The organism is Providencia sp. PROV129 (assembly GCF_028482245.1).
Taxonomy (GTDB): Bacteria; Pseudomonadota; Gammaproteobacteria; order Enterobacterales; family Enterobacteriaceae; genus Providencia; species Providencia vermicola.
The window spans coordinates 65,718-83,970 of record NZ_JAMPQD010000001.1 but is presented as its reverse complement, the minus strand read 5'-3'; the positions used below and the strand labels follow the sequence as shown (position 1 = coordinate 83,970).

General features: G+C 40.1%; 18 protein-coding genes. 6 read left to right on the top strand and 12 right to left on the bottom strand.

Annotated elements, in window-relative coordinates:
* Positions 1-80 precede the first annotated feature (80 nt).
* The 3 genes from PSF27_RS00395 to cdd all read left to right on the top strand — a co-directional run bounded on the left by PSF27_RS00395 (position 81) and on the right by cdd (position 2,335).
* The gene (locus PSF27_RS00395) at positions 81-548 is read left to right on the top strand and encodes a CidA/LrgA family protein (RefSeq protein ID WP_272538805.1); all 468 of its coding nucleotides are present in this window, start codon (positions 81-83) and stop codon (positions 546-548) included.
* Positions 548-1,243: a CidB/LrgB family autolysis modulator gene (locus PSF27_RS00390; RefSeq protein WP_206085389.1), complete on the top strand. Its 696-nt coding sequence runs from the start codon at positions 548-550 to the stop codon at positions 1,241-1,243. The genes PSF27_RS00395 and PSF27_RS00390 overlap by 1 nt, the downstream gene beginning before the upstream one ends.
* A 204-nt stretch (positions 1,244-1,447) precedes the next feature.
* Complete coding sequence (gene cdd, locus PSF27_RS00385; RefSeq protein WP_272538806.1) at positions 1,448-2,335, top strand: cytidine deaminase; 888 nt, start codon at positions 1,448-1,450, stop codon at positions 2,333-2,335.
* 110 nt (positions 2,336-2,445) lie between these two features.
* On the opposite strand, the gene PSF27_RS00380 is transcribed toward cdd, so the two are convergent.
* From PSF27_RS00380 to PSF27_RS00365, 4 genes are read right to left on the bottom strand one after another with little or no spacing between them, the layout of a single operon-like run.
* Positions 2,446-3,828 (bottom strand): serine protease, encoded by a 1,383-nt coding sequence (locus PSF27_RS00380; protein WP_272680631.1) that lies wholly within the window; start codon positions 3,826-3,828, stop codon positions 2,446-2,448.
* Between the two features lie 8 nt (positions 3,829-3,836).
* The gene (locus tag PSF27_RS00375) at positions 3,837-4,535 is read right to left on the bottom strand and encodes a hypothetical protein (protein WP_272680630.1); all 699 of its coding nucleotides are present in this window, start codon (positions 4,533-4,535) and stop codon (positions 3,837-3,839) included.
* Positions 4,536-4,567: 32 nt separating this feature from the next.
* A complete protein-coding gene (locus PSF27_RS00370; protein ID WP_272680629.1) occupies positions 4,568-5,203 on the bottom strand; it encodes a hypothetical protein in 636 nt (211 codons plus the stop codon).
* On the bottom strand, positions 5,196-5,831 hold the full coding sequence (locus PSF27_RS00365) for a hypothetical protein (protein WP_272680628.1): 636 nt from the start codon (positions 5,829-5,831) through the stop codon (positions 5,196-5,198). The genes PSF27_RS00370 and PSF27_RS00365 overlap by 8 nt, the downstream gene beginning before the upstream one ends.
* Positions 5,832-6,234: 403 nt before the next feature.
* Between PSF27_RS00365 and PSF27_RS00360 the strand changes: the two genes are divergently transcribed.
* Positions 6,235-7,932, top strand: coding sequence for an NAD-dependent malic enzyme (locus PSF27_RS00360; RefSeq protein WP_206085380.1), 1,698 nt, complete (start codon positions 6,235-6,237; stop codon positions 7,930-7,932).
* Between the two features lie 161 nt (positions 7,933-8,093).
* Complete coding sequence (locus tag PSF27_RS00355) at positions 8,094-8,993, top strand: rhomboid family intramembrane serine protease (protein ID WP_272680627.1); 900 nt, start codon at positions 8,094-8,096, stop codon at positions 8,991-8,993.
* Between the two features lie 45 nt (positions 8,994-9,038).
* Here PSF27_RS00355 and PSF27_RS00350 read toward each other — a convergent pair whose 3' ends face one another.
* From PSF27_RS00350 to PSF27_RS00330, 5 genes are all read right to left on the bottom strand, one after another.
* Complete coding sequence (locus PSF27_RS00350) at positions 9,039-9,821, bottom strand: sulfite exporter TauE/SafE family protein (RefSeq protein WP_206085378.1); 783 nt, start codon at positions 9,819-9,821, stop codon at positions 9,039-9,041.
* Positions 9,821-10,666 carry a MurR/RpiR family transcriptional regulator gene (locus tag PSF27_RS00345; protein ID WP_272680626.1) on the bottom strand — a complete coding sequence of 282 codons (846 nt, stop codon included), beginning with the start codon at positions 10,664-10,666 and terminating at the stop codon, positions 9,821-9,823. Before PSF27_RS00345 ends, PSF27_RS00350 begins: the two co-directional genes overlap by 1 nt.
* Before the next feature lie 17 nt (positions 10,667-10,683).
* Positions 10,684-12,045, bottom strand: coding sequence for a PTS transporter subunit EIIC (locus tag PSF27_RS00340; protein ID WP_206085376.1), 1,362 nt, complete (start codon positions 12,043-12,045; stop codon positions 10,684-10,686).
* A gap of 58 nt (positions 12,046-12,103) precedes the next feature.
* Complete coding sequence (gene murQ / locus PSF27_RS00335) at positions 12,104-13,021, bottom strand: N-acetylmuramic acid 6-phosphate etherase (RefSeq protein WP_206085375.1); 918 nt, start codon at positions 13,019-13,021, stop codon at positions 12,104-12,106.
* A gap of 170 nt (positions 13,022-13,191) precedes the next feature.
* Positions 13,192-13,884 carry a carbohydrate-binding family 9-like protein gene (locus PSF27_RS00330; RefSeq protein WP_206085374.1) on the bottom strand — a complete coding sequence of 231 codons (693 nt, stop codon included), beginning with the start codon at positions 13,882-13,884 and terminating at the stop codon, positions 13,192-13,194.
* Between the two features lie 375 nt (positions 13,885-14,259).
* Here PSF27_RS00330 and sanA point away from each other — a divergent pair, with 375 nt between their 5' ends.
* Positions 14,260-14,964, top strand: a complete 705-nt coding sequence (sanA, locus tag PSF27_RS00325; RefSeq protein WP_206085373.1) for an outer membrane permeability protein SanA — start codon at positions 14,260-14,262, stop codon at positions 14,962-14,964.
* Between the two features lie 13 nt (positions 14,965-14,977).
* Here sanA and yeiB read toward each other — a convergent pair whose 3' ends face one another.
* From yeiB to PSF27_RS00310, 3 genes are all read right to left on the bottom strand, one after another.
* Positions 14,978-16,117 carry a DUF418 domain-containing protein YeiB gene (gene yeiB, locus PSF27_RS00320; RefSeq protein ID WP_272680625.1) on the bottom strand — a complete coding sequence of 380 codons (1,140 nt, stop codon included), beginning with the start codon at positions 16,115-16,117 and terminating at the stop codon, positions 14,978-14,980.
* 3 nt (positions 16,118-16,120) lie between these two features.
* A complete protein-coding gene (gene folE / locus PSF27_RS00315; protein WP_206085371.1) occupies positions 16,121-16,780 on the bottom strand; it encodes a GTP cyclohydrolase I FolE in 660 nt (219 codons plus the stop codon).
* Between the two features lie 201 nt (positions 16,781-16,981).
* Complete coding sequence (locus tag PSF27_RS00310) at positions 16,982-18,163, bottom strand: YbfB/YjiJ family MFS transporter (protein WP_272516337.1); 1,182 nt, start codon at positions 18,161-18,163, stop codon at positions 16,982-16,984.
* Positions 18,164-18,253 lie beyond the last annotated feature (90 nt).

The window sequence follows — 18,253 nt, the reverse complement described above, 5'->3', positions numbered from 1 at the left end:
AAGATATTTTCTTGTGATCTATAGCACAACTCTCTAGTTAATTGTATGATGAATAGATATCAAGCTACAGGACGGATCTCATGTCATTTAAACAGGTACTGATAACGGGATGGCAGTATTTGCGCGCTTTCGCAATACTTTACCTCTGCCTGATTATCGGAAACCTTATCTCTACCCTACTTCCTTTTGCTATCCCTGGCAGTATTGTCGGTATGCTCATTTTATTTGCACTGCTGGCGCTGCAAGTTATCCCTGCACATTGGGCACAACCTGGATGCAGTATTTTATTGAAAAATATGACCATTCTATTTGTGCCTATCGGTGTGGGGATCATGAATTACTATGACTTACTGAGTCAACAGCTGCTCCCGATTGTGGTTTCTTGTGTGGTCAGTACCTTAATTGTAATGATAGTCGTCGCTATCAGTTCCAACTATATCCACAAAGAACGCCCTGTCGTGGGTGCTAAACCTGATGAAGTTCCCCTTCCTCCTGAAGAGCCAATTTCTTCGGTGATTAATAATGATAAAACTAAGGGGAATGAATAATGTTAACGCACATTTGGTGGTCGTTACCGCTGACAATTGTGGTGTTTTACCTTGCCCGCAAATTATCAGTGAAATTTAAATTACCGATATTAAACCCATTATTAATTACCATTGCGGTGCTTATTGCCATACTGGTTATCACCAATACATCCTATGAGCATTATTTTGCGGGCAGTAAAATCCTGAATGATTTACTGCAACCCGCCGTTGTGGCATTGGCTTTCCCCCTGTATGAGCAAATGCACCAAATTCGTGCCCAATGGAAATCTTTGTTTAGTATCTGCTTTGCGGGTAGCATCGTCGCGATGTTCAGTGGCGCAGCAATTGCATTTTGGCTTGGGGCAACGCCAGATATCGCCGCCTCAATATTACCGAAATCTGTTACGACGCCAATTGCGATGGCGGTTGCCGATTCAATTGGTGGGATCCCTGCAATTAGTGCCGCTTGTGTGTTGTTTGTGGGGATTTTAGGCGCCATGTTTGGCCACAGTTTATTTGATGCTTTACGTGTACGCACCCATGCGTCTCGTGGGCTTGCGATGGGAACGGCTTCCCACGCATTAGGCACCGCACGTTGCGCTGAGGTTAATTACATTGAGGGAGCTTATAGTTCGCTCGCATTGATGACCTGTGGGGTGATCACCTCGTTAAGTGCGCCATTTATATTTCCTGTCATTTTGCATCTTTTTAGCTAATCTTATTAGTTAAACACTCCGTTAAGTATGATGAGTAAGAGAAAACGATGTTCTCTTACTTATCATTGAACACTAAAAACATGAGATATATCTCTCAATTAAAGAATTTGTTTCATATGTTTCATTTAAATTGGTGATTTAAATCACATATCAATATGTGCTTTATTGAATAGAATGAAAACAATTAAATAGGGAGGGTAACTCATGCATTCAAGATTTAAGGCCGCTTGGGCCGAGCTTCCAGAGAAGCTACAGTCTGTACTTAGACCTATCATTGATAAATCCGATTTTCCTGGAATGCTAACGGCTGAGCAAGTGCAGCACATTAAAGCGCAAAGCGGTGTTAGCGACTCAGAATTAGCATTCTCACTACTCCCTTTTGCAGCGGCCTATGCCGTTACGCCAATCTCCCATTTCCATGTTGGTGCAATCGCTTGCGGCGCTAGCGGTAATTTATATTTCGGCGCCAATATGGAATTTAGCCATGTTTCGATGGGGCAAGTGATCCACGCGGAGCAATGCGCGATCACCCATTCATGGATGAAAGGCGAAAAGCAAATTACGTCGATCACTGTGAATTACACCCCATGTGGCCACTGCCGCCAGTTTATGAATGAATTACGCGAAGGTGGTAAAATTATGGTGAATTTACCTGGCCGCACACCTGCGGTACTGCACCACTATTTACCCGACTCTTTTGGGCCTTCTGACCTCAATATTACCACTTTACTGCTAGACCCTGTCGACCATGGTTATAAAAACCAAAGCCGTGACAGGTTATTAACTGCTGCAATCGAGGCAGCAAACCAATCTCATGCGCCTTATAGCCAATCCCATTCAGGTATTGCGTTACAGTTAAAAGATGGTTCATTATTTACAGGCCGCTACGCAGAAAATGCCGCATTCAACCCAAGTTTGCCACCACTGCAAGCGGCGTTAATTATGATTAACCTCTCAGGTAAAGATATTCACGCCATCGACCAAGCTAAATTTGTTGAAAAGCAAGATGCGATTATCAAACATTGGTGTGTTACCGAAAATACATTACAAGCACTGGGTTGCCAAAATATTGAATTAGCTTATTTGGATTAATTCTCTCTCATGCTCTATGTATGGTTATTGTCAATAGACTAGTTATTGGCAATAACCATTTTTTATATTTCATATATTTTTAATAAATTGATAAAACTTTAATTCAGTAACTAACTAAAAAATGAATTTGATGAATAGCCAGAAAACCGAGATGGTATATTTGATGCTGTTCTGTCTGAAAAATGGTTATTAGAAAAACCATCGAATGAATCCATTGATGACATATTATCGCTTAGCTGACCAACCATATTTTCAAAATGATGATTATTTTTTATTGTATCTGTAGGGAAATCTTTAAATTCTGGAGTTCCCGGAAGAACAACACTTGGACGTTCTAGATAATGATTTGTTGGTGTTACATTATCCTTAAACTTTAATCCATCAAGTAGGTTTATTGTACGTGGTGCTAATTGTCTATTCGGTTCGGCTTTCGGATAAGTGCTTTCCGATATCGATTTATCTACCATATTATGTGAATACTTAATTGGAGATGTTGATTTGTTGTTTATTGATGGCATATTTCCCCTTAAATCATCAATCATATGATCATAATGAGCAACATTTGGCTGATAATTAACTGATGGTGAATCAAATAAGCCTGTTTCTGGTAATATATAGTCAGGTCTTTCTAAATAATATTCAGACAATAGATTTTTATGTGTAAATTCCGTTTGGCCACGCCAATCTGTTTGTACTTGAAATGGTTCTAAATGTTGTGAAGGATAATCCCAAAATGAAAAACGCTCTGTTCCTTTATCAATTAAAGGGTTTCCTGTGTTATAAATAATTGTATTTATTCTATCCATATTATCTTCTTCTATATGAGATATAATATTTTGATAAGATTTCTTGGTTGTAACCACCACACCATCTACTACATTATCAATATCCATAACCCGTTTAATCCAACTATGTATTTTAGGCTGCATATGCGCTGGACCTTCATATAATGCTCTAAACATTATATCTTTAGTATTTATACTTAATAATGTTTCACTTTCTATATCACCTACAGAATTTAAAGCTCTCTGCCAATAACTCTCTCTTTGTTCTCTAGGTAACACAAAAAATACAGGTTCTAAAGTCCATGCATCAGAAGGAAGATTATAATAAGAAAATACACTACTATGAAATAATTTAGCCTCTATGTGATTTATATCACCATAGATTACATCCTTTCCATCTTCAAATCTATTTTTTAGGGTTTGAGCATAGGCTATTGCCATATCATAGCGAATACGCTCAATTATAAACTCATCTTGCACTCCAATATACTCTAAAATAGCTTCATCTAAATAATTAAGCGCAAAAGCACCTGAAAGAGAATCACCTTTAACCACACTATTAGCTAATTTAGCATATCGGTCTCCTTTACTTTCCAAATATTCATACATCAACTTTGGTTCTTTGGTTACTAATAAAATTTTAATTGCATTAGAAACATCACTACGAGTTAACTCTAAATCACCCTCTCTAATTTCTTGATTTCTCATATCATCTCCTAATTTTTAACATGATCGAGTAAAAAAAATCGTATTTTTTCCCTCATTATATTGCTATTAGATAATTCTTTAGCATCAAAATAAAATTTAACCTTAGTTCCTATTTCTGGAATCAAAAAATATTGAAAACACTTATGATACTTCTCATCAATTGCTAACCATTCACACTCAATTAAAAAAATCACTTCATTATTAATTTTCTTCCAATAATATCCTTTTTTATTAAAATACATATCTTCTTTATGACCAATACTTCTTCGTATTTTTACAGTCACTTCAGTAAAATAAAGATCCAACTCTTCATCATAATATAACTCCCCCTTTCTTTTGAGGTACCCCATATCTAAATACACGTGTTTTCTATAACTCAAATATTTTTCAGGGTCTCCCTTTAATGGTTCAACATAAACCTCTATAATTTTAACATCATTACTAACCTCATTAGATGGTTTCAAATCAGACCAAGACATCCTCATTGGCAGAATTCTAAAATTAGCTTCACACCCTTTTTTATTTTCAATAAATCTTGGGTCAAAATAACTATACCCTTCATATTCTGCAAAGGTATACACATAGTCACTCGGCACCTCAACTATTGTATTATTAAACTTCCCACATACAAACCCAGGTCTGTTGTTTGCATTAATTACACACGAGAATAGTATTAATGGAAATATTAAATAAATATTCAATCGCATATTCTATTTAAACCTTAATATTACTTTAAAAATTATTGAATAAGCTCCGGATGAGAATAAATGAATAAATCTTCAACAGCTTCCATGGTTTTTACCATTTCAATAACTAAGGGGATCTTTTTCATTCTATTTAACCACCGCTGGCTTAGCTTCTTTTTATCAACAGATTGGCTATCTGTCTCGAGCCTCATTTTTGACCAAAGCTTAATAAATACGTTTACCTCAGCATTTGTTTCTGGGTGGGAAATAGCATTAAGAATATCTTGCCAAAATTTATCTCGTTCAACATCATCAAGAACATCGTAAATATCAGCAAAGAACCATGCATCATAAGGTAAATCTGATGCCTTAAACCCTTTTTTATTTATCATGACAGCTTCATGAAAATTAATATCCCCTTTTCTAGTTTTTTTATCCTTATTTACATCAAACCAATTTTTTAAAAACTCTATATGTGCCAATGCTGATTCATAGTGGAACTTCTTCATATTTTCCTTTGATAAAGGTCTTTTATATTCATCCATAGTGACATACATATAGTCATGGATAATTTCTATAAATATACTTTGTTTTTTATTTTTTGGTTCCAAACCTAAAGTTTTAAATGAAAAAAGCAGTAAAGTAATAAATAAAATAATAATGTTATAATTATTTTTTGCTCTATTCATTTCTAAATCCTATAGATTTAGTTTTAAGATTATTAGTCCACATACTATTAATGTGTTTCTCCATCTTATTTATTGTCGAAATTTGTCTTGCAATAGAAAGCCATTCAATGCTTCTTTGTTGTTTTTCAGATGGTGGCTTAGCCGCTTCTATTAACATCGCGTACCATATTTTCATAATTAATGCTAATTCATCCTTTCTACCACCTTTATTTATTGTATAAAGATAGGCTTTCCATACTATATCTCTTTCGTTTTCATCTATTACATTTAAAATATGTTCAAAAAACCAAATAGTACGAGACACATTCCTTTTATCTAATGATTCATGATATAAAACAATTGCTTTTTTATAATCAATTCCTTCATCAAAACACTTTTTATCTAGCTTTATAAAATCCGCTATAACCCTAACATGAGCTAACTTGTTATGCTTATATTTAGTTATATTTTCAGGCATTCTCATTGCGATATACATATAACTGAAATTCAACCCGGCGAGTAATTTTACCTTTTTATATTCAGATTCCCCATATGTTATATTCTTTTCATCCTCATTATTTACCTTTAGCGTTTGACCGCCATTACATGCTGTTAGTAATAAAATTAAAGTAAAAAATAAAAACCTCATATTTACCGCCTTTTATTTTGACAAAAATCAACATAAAAATAAATCAATAAAAAACATGCAGCAATATATAATATTTTTAAATATAGTTTTACCGCTATTTAGTTAAAAGATCATTTATTAGACAAAAGATAAACATCAATTAACAAATTCAAGAAATAATAAAGAAAACTGAATTTACACCTTTAAATTTAAAAAATGGATTAAAACCATTATGTTGCTAACCGTGATCTACCCGTCGTAATCACAACCTAAAAGTACGCTTTAGTTTCATTCCTTAACTAAATTCTTTATTATGTCTATAAAATTTTTAACGATTTTGCATCATTATTTACTGTACATATTTCCTGTTTAGCTTAGGATCTACCCTGACTTTGTTGATTAATCGTCCGAAGAGTGATATTTCATGGAACATGAATACGAAACAAAACGCCCTCTCTATATCCCCTATGCTGGCCCAATTTTACTTGAATTCCCTTTATTGAATAAAGGCAGTGCGTTCACTGAAGAAGAGCGCGCGAACTTCAACCTGCATGGCTTACTGCCTGAACAAGTTGAAACTATCGAAGAGCAAGTTGAGCGTGCTTATCGTCAATTAATTGATTTTAAAACAGATATTGATAAACACATCTACTTAAGAAACATTCAAGATACCAACGAAACCTTATTTTATCGCTTGATTGATGCCCACTTAACGGAAGTGATGCCAATCATCTACACTCCAACTGTGGGTGAAGCGTGCGAACATTTCTCTGATATCTATCGTCGTGCCCGTGGGTTATTTATTTCTTATCCAAACCGCGCACATATTGACGACATGCTGCAAAATGCCACAAAACAAAATGTAAAAGTCATCGTTGTCACAGATGGTGAGCGTATTTTAGGCCTTGGTGACCAAGGTATCGGCGGCATGGGCATTCCAATTGGTAAGCTGTCACTGTATACCGCATGTGGCGGTATCAGCCCTGCTTATACCTTACCAATTGTTATTGATGTAGGAACGAATAACCCACAACGCTTGAATGACCCGCTGTATATGGGATGGCGTCATCCACGTATTACCGGTGACGAATATAACGAATTCCTCGATGAGTTTGTGCAAGCAGTTAAGCGCCGTTGGCCAAATGTTTTATTGCAATTTGAAGACTTCGCACAGAAAAATGCGATGCCGTTATTAACCCGTTACCGTGATGAGCTTTGCTGCTTTAACGATGATATTCAAGGGACTGCGTCCGTAGCATTAGGTAGCCTCATCGCCGCCAGCAATGCCGCAGGCAGTAAATTAAGTGACCAACGTGTGACGTTCTTGGGTGCAGGCTCAGCTGGTTGTGGTATCGCCGAGCAAATTATTGCCCAAATGAAATCCGAAGGGTTAAGCGACGAAGAAGCTCGCTCACGCATTTACATGGTTGACCGCTTTGGTTTATTGACGGATAAACTCCCTAACCTGCTCGATTTCCAAGCTAAATTAACGCAAGATAGCGCTAATTTAGCCAGTTGGGATGTGGACAGTGATTCAATTTCGCTGCTGGATGTGGTTCGCAATGCCAAACCAACTATTTTGATTGGCGTTTCTGGCCAAGCTGGCTTGTTCACTGAAGAAATCATCAAAGAGATGCATAAACACTGTGAACGCCCAATTGTGATGCCATTGTCTAACCCAACCTCACGCGTTGAAGCTCGCCCAGAAGACATCATCAATTGGACAGACGGAAAAGCATTAGTTGCAACAGGCAGCCCGTTTAGCCCAGTGTCTTACAAAGACCAAGTTTTCCCAATTGCCCAGTGCAATAACTCCTATATTTTCCCAGGAATAGGCCTAGGGGTTATCGCGTCAGGCGCAAAACGAGTGACTGATGGTATGTTGATGGCAGCGAGCCGCGCATTAGCAAGCTGTTCACCACTGGCAAAAAATGGCGAAGGTGCTTTATTACCATTGCTATCGGATATCCAAGATGTTTCGCGCGTTATTGCCAAACAAGTTGCCAAAGAAGCGCAGATTCAAGGTGTAGCAACCGTCACCTCTGACAGCGCTTTAGATGAAGCCATTGAACGTAATTTCTGGAAACCAGAATACCGTACTTATAAACGTACCTCGTTCTAATTTGTTGTTTATTAAATTGAAAGGCGCATATTTTATGTGCCTTTTTTTATTTTCTTATTTGTCTGAAAAAAGAGAAAATACCCGAGTTCAGATAATGGTAAATTGCGCTAATGGCTTAGCTTATTTAATATATCAATATAAAGCGAAGATAGGATATTGAAATGGCTGACCCTTTAGAGACACACACTCCCCATAAACCGAAGTTTTCCATTTGGGCCATGGCACTCACCTTATTGATAGTCGCCATAAATATCACCGTTTATTTTTATCAGCTTACCTATGCAGCGCCCCTTGATTCCCAAGAAAATAACTTATTAATATTTGGTGCAAATGTTTACCAACTCTCCTTAACGGGGGATTGGTGGCGCTACCCGATGAGTATGGTGTTGCATTCAGGGGGCTTTCACCTCGCCTTAAATACCTTGGCTCTGTTTGTAATAGGGATTGAATGTGAGCGGACATACGGCAAATTCAGATACCTCGCTATCTACCTATTTTCAGGTATTGGTGCAGCCTTTTTTAGTGCTTATTGGCAATATAGCGAGAGTATTCGTGAAGCCACCAGCCGTGCATCAATGAATTCATGGAACAGCTTATATTTACCTGATAATACGGTTTATATCACTGTGAGTATTGGTGCGTCAGGTGCCATTATGGGGCTTGCTGCCGCTTCGGTTATTTATCTTTTAAAAGCCCTGAATAACCCCAACTTGTCCATCGAAGAAAAAAACCAATTAAAACGCCCGCTGTATAATATCATTGGGATGATTGCTTTAACTTTAGTGAATGGTTTGCAGTCTGGCATTGATAACGCAGCCCATATCGGCGGGGCTATTTTAGGGGCAGTCATTAGTGGAGCCTTTGTTCTCGCACCGCAATCTACGCCGTTGTCGAAACACCTTTCCAGTCTATTGATTTCAGTGATTGCAGCGGGATTACTTATTTTCGCGTTGCAGCACTATTCGTCCTCGCAAGATGAAGACCTAAATGATGAGCGCGTTTTTATTTACCAAGAAATGGAAAAAGAACTGAATCACTTAAAGAAATGGGATTTAGATTAGCTCACTTGCCCTATTATTCACAATATCAATAATAGGGCTATCTGTTTAAAAAGAGAATAAATTCAGTGTCATCATGACTGCACTGCAGGTGATCAGTAACAGGGTAATGTATTGAAATGTGCGCTCTGACAGGTGAACCAGCAAATATTTCGCCACTGGCATGACAATCAATGCGCCCACACATAAAATAAGCGCCAGTTTTAAGTCAGTATACCCTTCCTGCGCATAAGCCAGTGCCGATGACCCCGACAATACCGTTGTGACAAAAATCGAGGTGCCTATCGCCTGCTTAATATTCAATTGCATGTAACGTAACAACATGGGCAAGACGACCACGCCACCGCCAACCCCTGTCGCCCCGAGAACAATCCCCGCTAATACTGCAGGAAGTGCCATGGACTTCAATTGGGAGGCCTGCACTACAGTTATCTTTGCTGGCGCGGCGAAAAACATTCTCTGTACAAATAAATAAAGGGAAAAAATAATTGCAGCTGCAACGAGAAGATTAATCCCCCACTCAACTTGTTTTTCATATCCCTCAAGACTACCCAGCCATGTCACCAACAAACTGGCTAAAAACGTACTTGGCAACATAATTGCTAAAACAATCATTGCCCCTTTGAATGGGATATTCCCGAGGCGAAAGTGCATATATGAGGAGGATATTTTCATCAACATCGATAAAAAGTTCGCTGTTGCCACCGCAGCTAATGCATTTAAGCCGAAAAAGTAGGTGAGTATTGGCAAAACAATCACCCCACCGCCAACTCCTGTAGTGCTAATAATCAATCCGATCACTGCACCGATGGCTAACTCCGTTAAAATCATTAATTCTTGCCTTGTATCAGGGCTCGCCGCCCTTTTTGCAGTGCTGTATCAGCATCACTGTCTGCGAGAGTAAGGTATTTAAAAAACAGCGTATCGAAGGTCACCATCTGCAAAACTTGTGGGGTAATGACCCCAAGCTGCGTGTGCTGTTCATCATAAAAGTACGGTAAGGTGAAATCGGCCAGTTTTGTTGCTTCATCTTGCCCAAAACGGCATAAGGCAACAGTAGAACAGCCAGCCTCTTTAGCGGAACGCAACATGTTATTGATTTCTTGTGTATTTCCACGCGCAGTCACTGCAATTGCAAAATCATCGGCACTCAAATTTGCAGAATAGCTCAGTTGAACATGCAAGTCATAGCTAAATAATGTGTGCTTGTTTACCCTGATCAGTTTATGGAAAATATCACTCGCCACAATCGCTGAGGAGCCAATCCCAAACAACACAACACGTTTGGCATTAACCATACGCTTAGCGACCTCATCAACCGTTGACGGTTCTAATAGCTCAAGGGATTTTTCAATCGCTGAAATAAACATTTGCCCCGTTTTTGCAATAATTTGAGACGTATCATCACTGCGGCTCAAATTACCATACAGGCTTTCCGCTTTGTGTTGCTTCTCATCGGAGAGATAATCCACCTTAAATTCAGGATAGCCACGGTAACCCATTTGGCGTGAAAAGCGAATAACAGACGCGCTACTAACCCCTGCCGCTTGAGCTAACTCAGCAGCATTCATGGCAATTAAGCTTTCGCGATTATCAAGTAAAAATTTCGCGATCCGCTGTTCAGTGCCCTTACCTCTCGTCTGCAAGCTTTCCAGTTTTACCGTCAGTGTCGACATGGCTATTCCTTATTTAATTATTTTTCAGGATCGGTGAAGCCTATTATCATACTGGCAATGAATCCGACAATCCATGCACCTGCAACAGCAATGAGGAAATCAAGGATTTGGCCATCACCCACTAATGGGATTAACGATAACCCTGCGGTACCAAATGGAATGATAATACCCACATGGAAAAACGCCATTAACGCCCCGCCCGCTGCACCACCAATACAACCCGCAATGAAAGGTTTGCCTAGTGGCAATGACACACCGAATAACAGCGGCTCACCCACACCAAAGATCCCCACAGGTAACGCACCGACTAAGGTTTTTTTCAGGCGTTGGTTTTTGGTTTTTAAGAATACCCAGAAACAAGAACCCACTTGCCCCATACCGCCCATGGCTAAGATAGGGAATAAGTAATTTAAACCAAAAGTTTGTAAGATTTCTGCGTGGATTGGGATTAAGCCTTGGTGTAAACCTGTTAACAATAAGAACAGGAAGCTGCCGCCTAAGATCCCCCCCGTTGCGACCGCACCGCCACCACTATTTAATAACGCAACGGAGACCCCTTGCGCCAAAATTTGGTTTAAATAATGACCCGCAGGTTGGAATACCGCAATTGCCACCATCGCTGAGACTAAAATGGTCACAAATGGCGTCACTATCAGATCTAAACTCTCTTTGATAATGCTTCTAAACCACACTTCAAATTTGGAAGAGAACACCACCACCATCAAGACCGCAAAAATACCGCCGCTATTTGGCACTAATTTTGAGCCAAATAAAGTGATATCCGCTAACCCTGGCATTGACAACAAGCCTGCCATCACAGCACCAATCGATGTTGATGCCCCTAACTCTTTTGCGGTATTAACCCCAATCATAATCGATAGGTAAGCAAACACCGCACTACCAATTAACTTCAATAACTTGAACAGCTCAGGGAACTGATCGACCACTTCAGGTGCGACTAAACGGACGATATTAATCAGCCCCATAATCAGACCACAACCAATTAGTGCAGGAATGGTTGGTACGAAAATCGCGGCTAATGTATTGAGGGTACGGCGAATTGAGAAACCTTTTTTCTTTTCAGGTTCTGTATTTTCTATGCTTGCTGCGCCGCTGCCTTGCATACGTTTATTCATCACAGAAAACACTTTTGCCGCAGTTCCCATACCAACGATCACTTGCTGTTGTTCACCGTTAAAAATAACGCCTTTTACCCCTTCAATTTGCTTTAAAGCTTCGGCATCAAATTTTTCATTATCTTTTAAGACTAAACGGATGCGAGTCATACAGTGAGTCAATGTTGCCACGTTCTCAAAGCCGCCCGCATATTTTTCTATTTCTCTGGCGAGTACTTCCAGATGTTCTATTTTATTAGCCATATCGTTCCCCTAATGTTGGCAAAGCTATTTCCATAACTTACCCGCATTTTCCCATTTATTAACGGCGAGTTTCTAACAAGCTATCCAATGTAGTATTTGGATGTTGTTGAACGAGTTCCGTTGCTTGCTGTGCATTAATTTGTAATTCAAACATCAAAATTGCGCGTCGCGGATGGTAGTCCACTTGCTCTAATAACTGTGCTGCGGCTTCGGTATCAATACCGCAAACTTCACTGACAATGCGTTCTGCACGGCGCAATAACTTATAATTACTTGCGACAACATCAACCATTAAATTGGTGTGAATGCGTCCTAAACGCCCCATCACGCATGTGCTTAACATGCCTAAAATCATTTTTTGTGCAGTGCCACTTTTCATCCGTGTTGAGCCCGATAACACTTCAGGCCCAACGTCAGGAGCGATAGCTAATTTCGCCACATCACTGATTAACCCATGACCCCGCGTAGTGATCGCGACAGTTAGCGCCCCAACTTCATTGGCATACTCAATACCTGCAAGGGTAAAAGGAGTTCGCCCGCTCGCCGCGATACCGACAACCACATCCTTTGCAGTGAGGTGGCGTTTTTTTAACTCATCAATAGCCGCATCCGTTGAATCTTCAATATTTTCAACTGCTTTTAGCATGGCATTATGGCCACCTGCAATAATGGATTGGACTAATTCAGGGGAGGTACCAAAGGTTGGGGGGCACTCCGCACTGTCTAATACCGCCAGACGACCAGAGGTACCTGCGCCAATATAAAATAGCCGTCCACCTTGTTTCATGCACTGTGCGATAGCATCAACCGCTTGCGCAATATTCGGTAGAACTTGTTGGATAGCCCCAGCAACTGTCGCATCCGCTTGGTTAATCGCAGTAGCCATCGCTAACGTTTCCAACCGTGAAAACTGTAATGTCTCATGGTTGAATTCATTTTTTAGGCAGTCGCTCAGTGTATTTTCCGCTAGAGACATTAAAACGCCCTCACATTGAAATTATATTTCATAAAAAATTACTATATATGAATTTTAATTTCAAATAAAATCACAACAAATGAATATTTTCGTCAGCGAATATGATCGCTCTCACAGTTCATTCAAGGAAAAATGATGTGTTTGCCGGCCATGAAAGACCGGCTATCAGGTTACTTCACAAATTTGCAGGTACCAAAGGCTGATGGGATATGGAAATCTGGTTTCACAGAATCTGGTTTAATCCAGCTAATCCATTTGCGAACTTGTTTTTCTTCACCCGCGCTGAATTCACCACGCAAAATAGCACACATTAACGTTTGCTTGTCTTTGTCTTGCCACAGGTTTAGACGCGTGAATTCATCCAAATCGATTTTCCCTGTTAATACATAACCATTCGGTGTCATTTCCCCCACTGTTTGCAACGTTTCCCAGTTCCAACTTGGGTCAACCTCACGATAGTAGTTGGCTTTTGCATCGAACGTGCGGCCTTTTGGGTCCATTTCCGCAGTATAATAAGGTTTAAGCTCAGGGCTGGTAGCAAAAAACAGTTCAACACGGTCAGAATCTAGCACCGCTTGGTCTTTATCGGCGTTATCACCTAGCTGAATGTCTTTATCATCCGCGATAAAGCGAAAATAAAGGGCATCATCACTCCAAAGCGCACGGAAGTCGGTTTTTGGTGGTGTTTCTTTTTCCCATGGATAAATAAAATCGGTTAACACTTCAGCTTGCTGCCATACGGCTTCGTTTTGTGCATCATTTAGTGATTTTAATTGATCAGTATGGTTGATTTGGTACTCTTTCGCCGCAACACTGGCTGTCACTAACATCGCACCAGCGGCAAGTAATGTGGTCAGTTTCATATTTCCCTCACGTATCAGATTTTCATATTTGTTTTATGGACTGATGATTTCCACCCCAAAAGAAATGAAATTTCATCATCTAGATTAAATATAGAATTAAAATTTCAAAACAAACAGACAATCTGTGGTAAAAAATTTCGCTATGTGAAGCAACTCACTGTTTGAATAATCTTCACTCACCCATTTTTCATCCAATATCTGATTAATTTTAAATCGATTTTTAGGTTTAATAGCGGTCAACTTTGAATCTGTCCTCAACATTGACATGACTTTACGTTGGGCGACTTGCGTCACTAATTTAAGTCAAGTAGCCTAGAAGCGAGTCTACTGAGGCTAACACCTTCTTATTATGATTTTTATTTTCAAGGCTAGGACATGAGGAAACGTCTGCTTATTGGTCTTCTTATTCTTGCAGGGATAGCAGTTACGACCATTATTCTACTTGATCGCTGGATTAGCTGGGATACTGCACCCTATATCTATGAAGATGTAGCACAATTACCTGCCCGTGATGTTGGCATGGTACTTGGCACATCCAAATACTACACCTCTGGCGCCACTAACCTCTATTACACCAACCGAATCAATGGCGCGGCACAAGCCTATCACAGTGGAAAAGTAAAATATTTGCTACTCAGTGGTGATAATGGCGCTCATAATTACAATGAACCCATCAATATGCGTAAGGATTTAATTAAAGCGGGTGTTCCAGCCTCTAAGATTGTGATGGATTTTGCGGGGTTCCGTACTTTAGACTCGGTTGTCCGTACCAAAAAAGTGTTTGATACCGATAACTTCACGATCATCACGCAACGCTTCCACTGTGAGCGTGCCGTTTTTATCGCTAAACATAAAGGGATTGATGCACAGTGCTATGCGGTTCCAGCACCTGCTGGGATGTTCAAAGTTCGTGTCCGTGAAGTGTTCGCTCGTTTAGGCGCTCTCGCTGATGTGTATATTTTAAAACGTGAACCGAAGTTTTTAGGTGAGCAAGAATCCATTCCTGCTCCGATAAAAATGCCAGATGGCATCAAAGGCTACCCAGCCGTATCACCTGATGAAGTCAGCAAATTAAATTAACTCATCCATTCACTTAGTTTAATTTCTCAGTTAACTTCCGCCATGCCCATTCAAGCGGGCCTTGATTGAAAAATCGTAACCAATAATACGAAAACAAAATATTTGCCAACCAAACAGGCGGGATAAAAGCCAATAACTCAAAACGGGTAAATTGCGCAAAATACCCCAGATGGTAAAAAATAGTGGTGCAAATCAGCGTTTGTAAAATGTAGTTACTCAACGCCATTCGACCAATATTTTGTAACCATGAAATAACCACAGCATGCTGAATCTGCCCCCAAAAACCATATACCAAGGCAATATAACCCAGCGCCTGAAAAGGAATGACTAGCTCATTAATGATGTAGCCAATAATTGAGGTAGAAAAATAACTCCATCCAAACTGGCTCTGCCCATATAACGCAACCACTTGAATAAGCAGCGAAGGGACAATAAAAAACAGCGCCATACGGCGATAATGCATGGCACTAAATTGCCCTCGTAGCCAACCATTTCGGATTAATAATGCTCCAATAATCATCAATGCAATAAGCTGCCAACCATACTGAATAAATAGCATTTCAAGCATCGCTTGGATTTCTTTCATGCGATAAATAATGCCCTCAATACCACCCACTGTTTTTGCACTGTATTCGAAATATATTTGTTCATCTGAGGTCTGCCAAAAACCTTGAGGGTCAACTCCCCAACCTAAAATAAGCAGAATAAGTAAACCAATGAAATAAATGGATGCCGCTATTTTCAATAACGCCCTATCATCGTATTGATTCAATAAATACGTAGCCACCAGCCCCGTTAATGCATAAGCCAGTAGAATGTCACCATCCCAAAGACCAATGCCGTGAATCACCCCAAATAAGGCTAAAATAGACAAACGTTGATGGTTCCACCTTAAAGTTCGAGGCTGCAATAGCGCTAATGTGGCACCGAATAAAATCGAAAAAATAGCGAGGACTTTCCCTTGAAAAAACAGATTAAATACAATCCAAACAAAGGCTTCAGAAGGTGGTGTGCTGGCAGTGTAATAAGGGTTTAGATAGGCCGCTAATGGCAAAGCAAAACCAAAGATATTTAATAAAAAAATACCAAGAATTGCCATGCCACGAACGGTATCAAGCTGCTTGATACGGCTTGATGATGTAATGATTGCCATAGATTATAGATGGCGAACCGCACGTAAAAACTCTTGCCGTGTATTTTGGCTCGACTTAAACAACCCACCTAACGATGTTGTGGTGGTAGCACTGGTTGCATCACGGATGCCACGCGCTTTTACGCAGTAATGTACCGCATCAATGGAAACCGCCACATTCGTGGTTCCAAGTAATGTTTGCAATGCCACTAAAATTTGCTGTGTCAAACGCTCTTGAACTTGCGGACGTTGGGAGAAAAACTGCACTATGCGGTTGATTTTAGATAACCCAATCACTTTATCTTTTGGGATATAAGCCACTATCGCTTTACCGTCAATAGTCACAAAGTGATGTTCACAGGTACTGGTTAGCGTGATATCACGAACCGTCACCATTTCATCCACTTTCATTTTATTTTCAATTAATGTGATTTTAGGAAAATTGGCGTAATCCAATCCTGAAAAGATCTCATCAACATACATTTTTGCAATACGACGAGGCGTGTCAGCGAGGCTATCGTCAGTTAGATCAAGGTTGAGCAGCTTCATGATCTCTGTCATGTGCCCTTCAATCAGTTGCTTACGCTCATCGCCTGATTTTGGCTGAATACGCAAAGGGGTCTCCAGCCCTCTGGCTTCCAACGCAGCGTGAACTAATTCGGCCTCTTTACTGAGAGATGACATGTGATCCTCCACAAATGGTGTGACTATTTTTATAAAAATGCAGGTGTGCGCCGTACTCTAAAACAGCAGGTGCAGATAATCCAGTACAACCGTTACAACATGTGTGAAATATTTGCATTCGCATCAACAACATTATTCACTATGGTAAACCCATTACGGCAAATCACTATCATTTATAAAATATGATTAGCTAAATATTTATTAATAAATCGGTTTACTTCCGCGACAGTAAACCAATAATCCCCCCACTACCAATGCGATAAATGCGATATACAGCGCAGGCTCTAATTTTCCTGTTAAAGCGGTGGAAATAAATGACAGTGTTGGCCCAACTAACTGCCCAATAGCGTAAAAGGTAGTCAGCAGCCCCGCCATAAAACGATTGTGATCAGGCGCCAACTCGCGGCCAAGTTGTAATGCTAATTGCACTGTACACATAAACCCTGTTCCGACCAATATTGCAGAGATAACCAGCCCTGAAATACTCGGGATCACTTCTGCAAGCAATATCCCCATCCCTTGTAGCCATAAGCTAATCGCTAACCGATTACGGGTTGTTGATAAATTTCGCAGCAACATCGCAAATAATATACCGACTACCGCAGATGCCCCAAAAACAGGCCAAACAAACTGAGCAAATAAGCTATCAGGAAAACGTTGTGCGGCCATTTGTGATAAAAAAGTAGCTGGCAAAATATAACCAAACCCAGCGAGCCCATAACACCAAACCAAGCGTTTGATTTCAGGGGTTAGGGTTAATTTTTTAATTTCCCCCGCTGGCCGTTGCCATTGCCCCGAGCGGGGTAAATAACGGCTGATGTACAAGCTCAAAATCAGCGCCAATACACCATAAATTACCCACGCTTCACTCGCCGTTAAATGCCATCGTTGGATCGCCACCGCTAACATACCACTAACGAAAATTCCCGTTCCCGTTCCCGCAAATACCGCCACACTAAGAGCTGGTCGGTTAAGTCTCGCCAAGGTTTCATTGGCCCAAGCTGCGACCAACACTAACGCAATGCCACTTGCCCAGCCAATCACAAAACGGGCAATACTGTGTAATATCGGACCATTAAGCAATGCACTCAGTAACGTGATCACTACCGCCCCCCACACGCCCAACCACATACGCCTTTCTACATATGAACGTGCTCGCATCGCGTCAAAAGAGCCTAGCAAGTAACCAAGGTAGTTACATGCAGCCACAATACTGGCACTCGATAACGTTAATTGGTGTTCTTCAATCATTAGGGGGACTTGAGGCGTTAACGTAAATCGCCCTATTCCCATTACCACAATTAACGACAGAAAACCTGTAAAAGCAATATGAAAAGCAGCAGCACTGCGGCTTGGTGAGGTTACAATCGGCTTTATTGACACAATTCTCACTCGTTACGTTCTAGAAACATTGCACCTAGAATAGTTTACTTTTTTACTATTTAACATTAATACAACAAAAACCGTTTTATC

Excerpts from the sequence above, each read along its gene's own strand:
- PSF27_RS00350 (WP_206085378.1), bottom strand. The coding sequence starts at position 9,821 with ATGATTTTAACGGAGTTAGCCATCGGTGCAGTGATCGGATTGATTATT.
- PSF27_RS00330 (WP_206085374.1), bottom strand. The coding sequence starts at position 13,884 with ATGAAACTGACCACATTACTTGCCGCTGGTGCGATGTTAGTGACAGCC.
- PSF27_RS00360 (WP_206085380.1), top strand. The coding sequence starts at position 6,235 with ATGGAACATGAATACGAAACAAAACGCCCTCTCTATATCCCCTATGCT.
- PSF27_RS00355 (WP_272680627.1), top strand. The coding sequence starts at position 8,094 with ATGGCTGACCCTTTAGAGACACACACTCCCCATAAACCGAAGTTTTCC.
- PSF27_RS00370 (WP_272680629.1), bottom strand. The coding sequence starts at position 5,203 with ATGAATAGAGCAAAAAATAATTATAACATTATTATTTTATTTATTACT.
- PSF27_RS00375 (WP_272680630.1), bottom strand. The coding sequence starts at position 4,535 with ATGCGATTGAATATTTATTTAATATTTCCATTAATACTATTCTCGTGT.
- yeiB (WP_272680625.1), bottom strand. The coding sequence starts at position 16,117 with ATGGCAATCATTACATCATCAAGCCGTATCAAGCAGCTTGATACCGTT.
- murQ (WP_206085375.1), bottom strand. The coding sequence starts at position 13,021 with ATGTCTCTAGCGGAAAATACACTGAGCGACTGCCTAAAAAATGAATTC.
- cdd (WP_272538806.1), top strand. The coding sequence starts at position 1,448 with ATGCATTCAAGATTTAAGGCCGCTTGGGCCGAGCTTCCAGAGAAGCTA.
- PSF27_RS00345 (WP_272680626.1), bottom strand. The coding sequence starts at position 10,666 with ATGTCGACACTGACGGTAAAACTGGAAAGCTTGCAGACGAGAGGTAAG.
- PSF27_RS00380 (WP_272680631.1), bottom strand. The coding sequence starts at position 3,828 with ATGAGAAATCAAGAAATTAGAGAGGGTGATTTAGAGTTAACTCGTAGT.
- folE (WP_206085371.1), bottom strand. The coding sequence starts at position 16,780 with ATGTCATCTCTCAGTAAAGAGGCCGAATTAGTTCACGCTGCGTTGGAA.
- PSF27_RS00340 (WP_206085376.1), bottom strand. The coding sequence starts at position 12,045 with ATGGCTAATAAAATAGAACATCTGGAAGTACTCGCCAGAGAAATAGAA.
- sanA (WP_206085373.1), top strand. The coding sequence starts at position 14,260 with ATGAGGAAACGTCTGCTTATTGGTCTTCTTATTCTTGCAGGGATAGCA.
- PSF27_RS00395 (WP_272538805.1), top strand. The coding sequence starts at position 81 with ATGTCATTTAAACAGGTACTGATAACGGGATGGCAGTATTTGCGCGCT.
- PSF27_RS00390 (WP_206085389.1), top strand. The coding sequence starts at position 548 with ATGTTAACGCACATTTGGTGGTCGTTACCGCTGACAATTGTGGTGTTT.
- PSF27_RS00365 (WP_272680628.1), bottom strand. The coding sequence starts at position 5,831 with ATGAGGTTTTTATTTTTTACTTTAATTTTATTACTAACAGCATGTAAT.